The organism is Streptomyces odonnellii, from assembly GCF_000981895.1.
In the GTDB taxonomy this organism is placed as follows: Bacteria; Actinomycetota; Actinomycetes; order Streptomycetales; family Streptomycetaceae; genus Streptomyces; species Streptomyces odonnellii.
This window is the reverse complement of record NZ_LATD01000321.1, coordinates 1-4,978: the sequence shown is the minus strand read 5'-3', so window position 1 is coordinate 4,978 and position 4,978 is coordinate 1. Positions and strand designations below refer to the sequence as shown.

Genomic DNA, 4,978 nt, shown 5'->3' with positions numbered 1-4,978 from the left:
CCCCCACCGGCACCTTCCTCGCCCGCCCCGACGCCTACTGGCCACACGCCGGAGTGGCCCTGGAAGTCGACTCGGAGGAATTCCACCTGGGCATCACCGCCTACCGCACCACCCTCCGCCGCCGCCTCCTCCTGGAAGCCCACGGCGTGGACGTCGTAACAGCGGTCCCCGCCCTGGTCCGCGACCACCCCGCTGAACTGGTAGCAGCGGTCCGCACCAAACTCCACCAAGCCAAATCCCGCAAATCCCTCCCCAACCTCATCATCCGCCCCTACCTCTAACCACCCCACCCACGTGCGGGGCTCAGTGGGCAAGCTGCTCAACCGAGTTACTGATTGCGCATGCGTTCCTAAAGGCTGTCCCGCGAATGATCTCCGTGTCGGCCACGACGAGGGCGCTGTCTGTCGGCCCGGATTTGCGGCAGACTTCGGGCGACGGGCTCGGCTGAGGGAGGGGAGTGCGCATAGAACGCATGAGTGAGTCGTTGATGGGGTGCGGTCCGTGTGTGTGGGACGCACTGCGTATGGCCGGCTGGAGAGCGGGCCATACGGTAACCACTGGGGACTGGACGCGGCAACTGACAGCGGCTGGGTTCGAGCTCAATGACGTGGCGGTCGGGATCTGGGCCGAGTTCGGCGGCCTGACGATCAAGAGCTGCCCGGCCCGTGCCCCCGCCTCTTCGCTGTGTATGGACCCCGTGGACGCCTGCATCGACACCGCTGCGGAAGCTGCTTCGCTGAAGCTCCGATACGGCGAGAACTACAGCCCTTTGGGTACGTGGTCGGTCCAGTTCAGGTCGTACGTAGCGGCTGGCGGGCGCGTCGTCGCCGTGGGGCCGAATGTCCTGTGGTCCCTGGGGTCGACCTTCGCGGAGGCACTGGTCTACGTCGTGTATGGCGATGGTGGAGTCGATCGTGCAGAGCAGGCGGACTGGCTCGGCAACTGCCTCACTGGCAGGTGAGATGATCTCGCGGTGGCTGGTGTGATCACGGCGTCAGTGCCGTCCTGGACAGGCCCGTTCACCAGACTGAGCCTGCCTTGCTTCGGCAGGCTCGCGGCCGCCGTGCGCCGCGAGGGAGCGGACACGGTCCGGCGAAGCCGTCCGTAGAGCCTGCCCCTGGAAGACCGCGTCCTGCTGGTCGCGGCCTAGTGGCGAACCAACTTGACGGCACGCCAACTCGCCCGCTCTTTGAAATCTCGAAGTCCGCAGCCGACCGCATCATCAACCGACTGAGCCCCGCTGCTTGCTCTGCGGCCGCGCCAACGGTTCCGCAAGGACACCGTGCTCATCGTGGACGGCACCTTGGTGCCCACGCGTGACTACGCGGTAGCCGAGCAGCCGAAGAATTATCGGTACTCCACCAACCACCAGGTCGTCATTGACGCCGATACCCGTCCAGTTGCCGCGGTCGGCCTCTGCCGGGCAACTGCAACGACTGCAAAGCGTGGGAGCTGTCCGGGGCGAAGGCCGCCGTCGGCCACACAATGGTGATCGCCGACGGCGGCTACCGCGGTATGGGGCTGGTGATCCCGCACCGTCGCGAACGCGGCCAGGAAGAGCTTCTGGCCTGGAAGGAGGAGCACAACCGTTCCCACCGCAAGGTCCGTGCCCGGGTGGAGCACACCTTCGCCAGGATCGCCAGAGCCAGTTAAGCAGCGGCGATGGCGGAGTAGGTCCAGACATCCGCGGGGAGTGGCGTGTGTAGCTTCCAGGTGATGGCCATGGGCTTACTGCCCTCGTGTGAGACATACTCGGCGGGGCCGAGCAGCATCCATGGCTGGGGTCCGCCGATGTCTGTCTTCTTGTAGCGGCGGACAAAGAGCAGTACGTGGCTTCCGTTGGCTTGGTGGGTCTGATAGCGGACGCCCGTGGGCGAGGACTCTGACGTTTGATTCTGCGATTCCCAGTGGAAAAGAGTGTCGCTCATCGCGTAGTCCTTGTAGCGAGTCTGCGGTGAGAAATCCTTCTCGTCTTTTTCGAGGGTTATGAGGAGAGCATCGGTCTTGGCCTGATCGCACCAGCGCACGCCTTCGCGGAAGTGGCCCGGCATTAGGCTATCGATGGTGGACTCGCCGAGCGATGCAAGGATCTCCTCACGACTATAGGACGCGTGCACTCGCAGGGGCAGCTTGCTATGCGCGCCTGTAAGAGCAGGTGTGACGTGATCAAGGTGATCGAGGGCATGAGTAAGAATTTGGCGCAACTCGTCCCTTACTGCGTGCTGGTGGCGCAGTGACGCGAGGCCGGCTTGGTAGGAGTTGAAGCCTCCCAACGGCCAGAGGGTGAAGAAGAGCATCCGTGCGTAGGCGCGGTCCAACTCGGTGAGTTCTTCGTAAGACGGTGCGTCGTCGTCTAGCAGTCGGGTGTAGGCGGCTGCACGAGTTGGGTCATCTACATGGAGGAAGGCCGATGCCCGCTTCAGCAACGCAGCCTCGCCGTCAGGCGCCGAGTTCGGCAGGAGATTTGCTCGGCGCAGTAGTGCGGTCCAGGAGTGGTTTGCTCCTCGGTAGAGTTCCTTGATCTCACGGCCGCTCTCTGCCAGATAGGCAGCTATCTGCGGCTCGCCGAATTGTCGCACTTCGTTGGCGAGCTGAGCTACATTCACGCTGATCTGAGTGCGAATGTTTTCAATGATGAGTTCCTTTGCCTTTGACTCAAGGATGATCTGGCAGCCCGATGGTAGTTGTGGGAAGTCATGCTCAATGGCTGATACGAGGCGATTTCGGGTGAGATTTGTGAGGGATCGGAACTGCTCCTCGAAGCGGAATTCTTTACGGTGCTGACCGATGAAGTCCAGCACCGTGAGGACCGCCTTCCCCTCGGAGCGACGCAGGCCCCGCCCAAGCTGCTGCAAGAAGACCGTGGCACTCGATGTCGGACGTAGGAGAAGGAGCGTGTCAACATCGGGAATGTCAAGCCCCTCGTTGAAGAGGTCCACGGAGAAGATTACTTGCAACTCGCCAGCCTTCAGTGCACTCAGCGCGGAGCGGCGTTGATCGGGTGGGGTATCGCCCGACAGGGAAATTGCGTTCAACCCAGCTTGCTGGAAGGATTCTGCCATAAAGTGCGCATGAGCTACAGATACGCAGAATCCTAGCGCGCGCATACGACCTGGGTCGGCGATCTTATCCTCTACGGCTTTTATAATCAGCCGAGCACGGGCGTTATTTCCTGTGAAAAGGTCGCTGAGCGCGGTGGCGTCGTATGTGCCGCGCTTCCATTGGATTGCAGTGAGATCTGTAGTGTCTGTGATCCCGAAGTAGTGGAAGGGGGAGAGGAGGTCGTTCTCCAGGGCTTCCCACAGACGCATCTCGGCGGCGATGTTCCCTTCGAAAAACTCGTCCTGAATTTTCAAACCATCCATGCGTTCAGGAGTTGCTGTCAAGCCAAGGAGCTCTGTGGGTGTGAAATGTTCGATGATTTTTCGATAGGTTGGAGCCGTGCCGTGATGAAACTCGTCAATCACAATAATGTCGTAGTGGTCGGGGGTAAGTCTGTCTAGGGTGCGAGTGTTAAGGGACTGGACGCTTGCGAAGACATGGTTCCAGTTAGAGGGGATTTCGCCGCTGAGGAGCAATTCGCCAAAGTTCCCGTCATTGAGAACTCCTTGATACGTACGGAGTGACTGTTCCAAGATCTCCTTGCGATGGGCGACGAAGAGAAGGCGCAAATCCCGCCCCAGTTTCCTGCGGAGCGCCTTGTAGTCAAGGGCGGCCATGACGGTCTTGCCTGTTCCTGTGGCAGCCACTAGGAGGTTGCGATGCCGATCGTGGACATCCCGTTCGACCTCGAGACGTTCCAGCATGTCCTGCTGATGCGGGTAGGGGCGCACCTCCAGCCCCGACAACGTGATACTCCGCCCGTTGGCGGCTGCAGTGCCTCCGCTGGCTTCCCGTAGAGCCGCGTCCAGGCGATCTCCATGAACCGCAGGGTCGTACGACTCGAAAGCAGCCTCACTCCAGTAGGAGTCGAAGGTAGCCTCGAACTTCTTTATGACATCCGGGGTTGCTACCGATGAGAGGCGGACATTCCACTCAAGTCCATCGAGGAGTGCTGCCTTGGAGAGATTCGAGCTTCCTACGTATGCTGTGTCGTACCCGGAACTTCGTCGGAAGAGCCATGCCTTCGCGTGTAGACGGGTAGATCGAAGCTCGTAATTGACCTTCACCTGAGCGCTGAACTCCTGGACCAGGCGATCCAGGGCCCGTCGTTCAGTGGCGCCGATATAGGTAGTCGTGATGACTCGGATGGGAACCCCGCGTTCATGGGCTGTGCGCAGAGCGCCTTCCAAAACGCGTAGTCCATGCCACTTGACGAAGGCACACAGCAAGTCGACTCGATCCGCGGTGGCCAGTTCCGCGCGGAGCTCGAACCCCAGATTGGGGTCCTCGGGAGAGTTCGTCAGCAGGGCAGTGTCGGAGAGTGGGGTAGCTGGACGGATGGCGTAGACCCCCGGTGCCTCTTGTTCAGCGAGGGCCATGAGCTGCCGAGGGCCGTCAGCCACCATGTCTACCCACTCTTTCGCGCCAGACAGCGTGCTGACGGAATCGAGGATGTGGTTCGCAGCGTGGACACGCTCGCTCTCAGGAAGGCTCCGGAGGACGCGCTGGACGGTGTCGGCAACATGCCGGGCAAGCACGTGGGGTGTGGATTCGACACCCACTTTGGCATCGATCGCTCGCCACCCTGTGCCCTCCATCTGCTTGAGACGGTCTTCGAGTCGCAGAGTGATCAGTTGTTCGTAGAGTCCGGCTGCCGGCGATCTGGTGTCCAGCGCGTCTGCCATCCATGGTCCCCTCGTAGAAGCCGCAAGTTCGATTTAGATTTTTGCAGCAGCCACTGACATTCCGCCGATGAAGGGAACTTCTGCGGGCCAGAGGCCCGGCCTAATTGGTGCCGTGGCAGTCGCGGTAGGGCTTGCCTGAGGTGCACCAGCAGGGGGAGGTGCGGGGTGGGGGCCAGGGAGTGGCTCGGCCT

General features: G+C 61.4%; 3 protein-coding genes and 2 pseudogenes. 3 read left to right on the top strand and 2 right to left on the bottom strand.

Features of this window, described 5'->3' with window-relative positions; genetic code table 11:
• The 3 genes and pseudogenes from WH07_RS27675 to WH07_RS27665 all read left to right on the top strand — a co-directional run.
• Positions 1 to 281 (top strand): annotated as a pseudogene (locus tag WH07_RS27675) (hypothetical protein); the annotation flags it as partial.
• Positions 282 to 472: 191 nt separating this feature from the next.
• Positions 473 to 961: an SUKH-3 domain-containing protein gene (locus tag WH07_RS27670; protein ID WP_046505676.1), complete on the top strand. Its 489-nt coding sequence runs from the start codon at positions 473 to 475 to the stop codon at positions 959 to 961.
• A gap of 12 nt (positions 962 to 973) precedes the next feature.
• A pseudogene (locus WH07_RS27665) lies at positions 974 to 1,638 on the top strand (transposase); the annotation flags it as partial.
• An 11-nt stretch (positions 1,639 to 1,649) separates the two neighbouring features.
• Here the strand turns inward: WH07_RS27665 and WH07_RS27660 are convergent.
• Both WH07_RS27660 and WH07_RS38120 read right to left on the bottom strand, forming a co-directional pair.
• Positions 1,650 to 4,787, bottom strand: a complete 3,138-nt coding sequence (locus WH07_RS27660; RefSeq protein WP_046505674.1) for a DEAD/DEAH box helicase — start codon at positions 4,785 to 4,787, stop codon at positions 1,650 to 1,652.
• Between the two features lie 100 nt (positions 4,788 to 4,887).
• Positions 4,888 to 4,978 (bottom strand): SEC-C metal-binding domain-containing protein (locus WH07_RS38120; protein WP_157877441.1); only part of this gene is annotated, 91 nt, incomplete at its 5' end.

What these genes read in the sequence shown, in the direction of transcription:
- WH07_RS27670 (WP_046505676.1), top strand. Translation starts at nt 473, where the DNA reads ATGAGTGAGTCGTTGATGGGGTGCGGTCCGTGTGTGTGGGACGCACTG.
- WH07_RS27660 (WP_046505674.1), bottom strand. Translation starts at nt 4,787, where the DNA reads ATGGCAGACGCGCTGGACACCAGATCGCCGGCAGCCGGACTCTACGAA.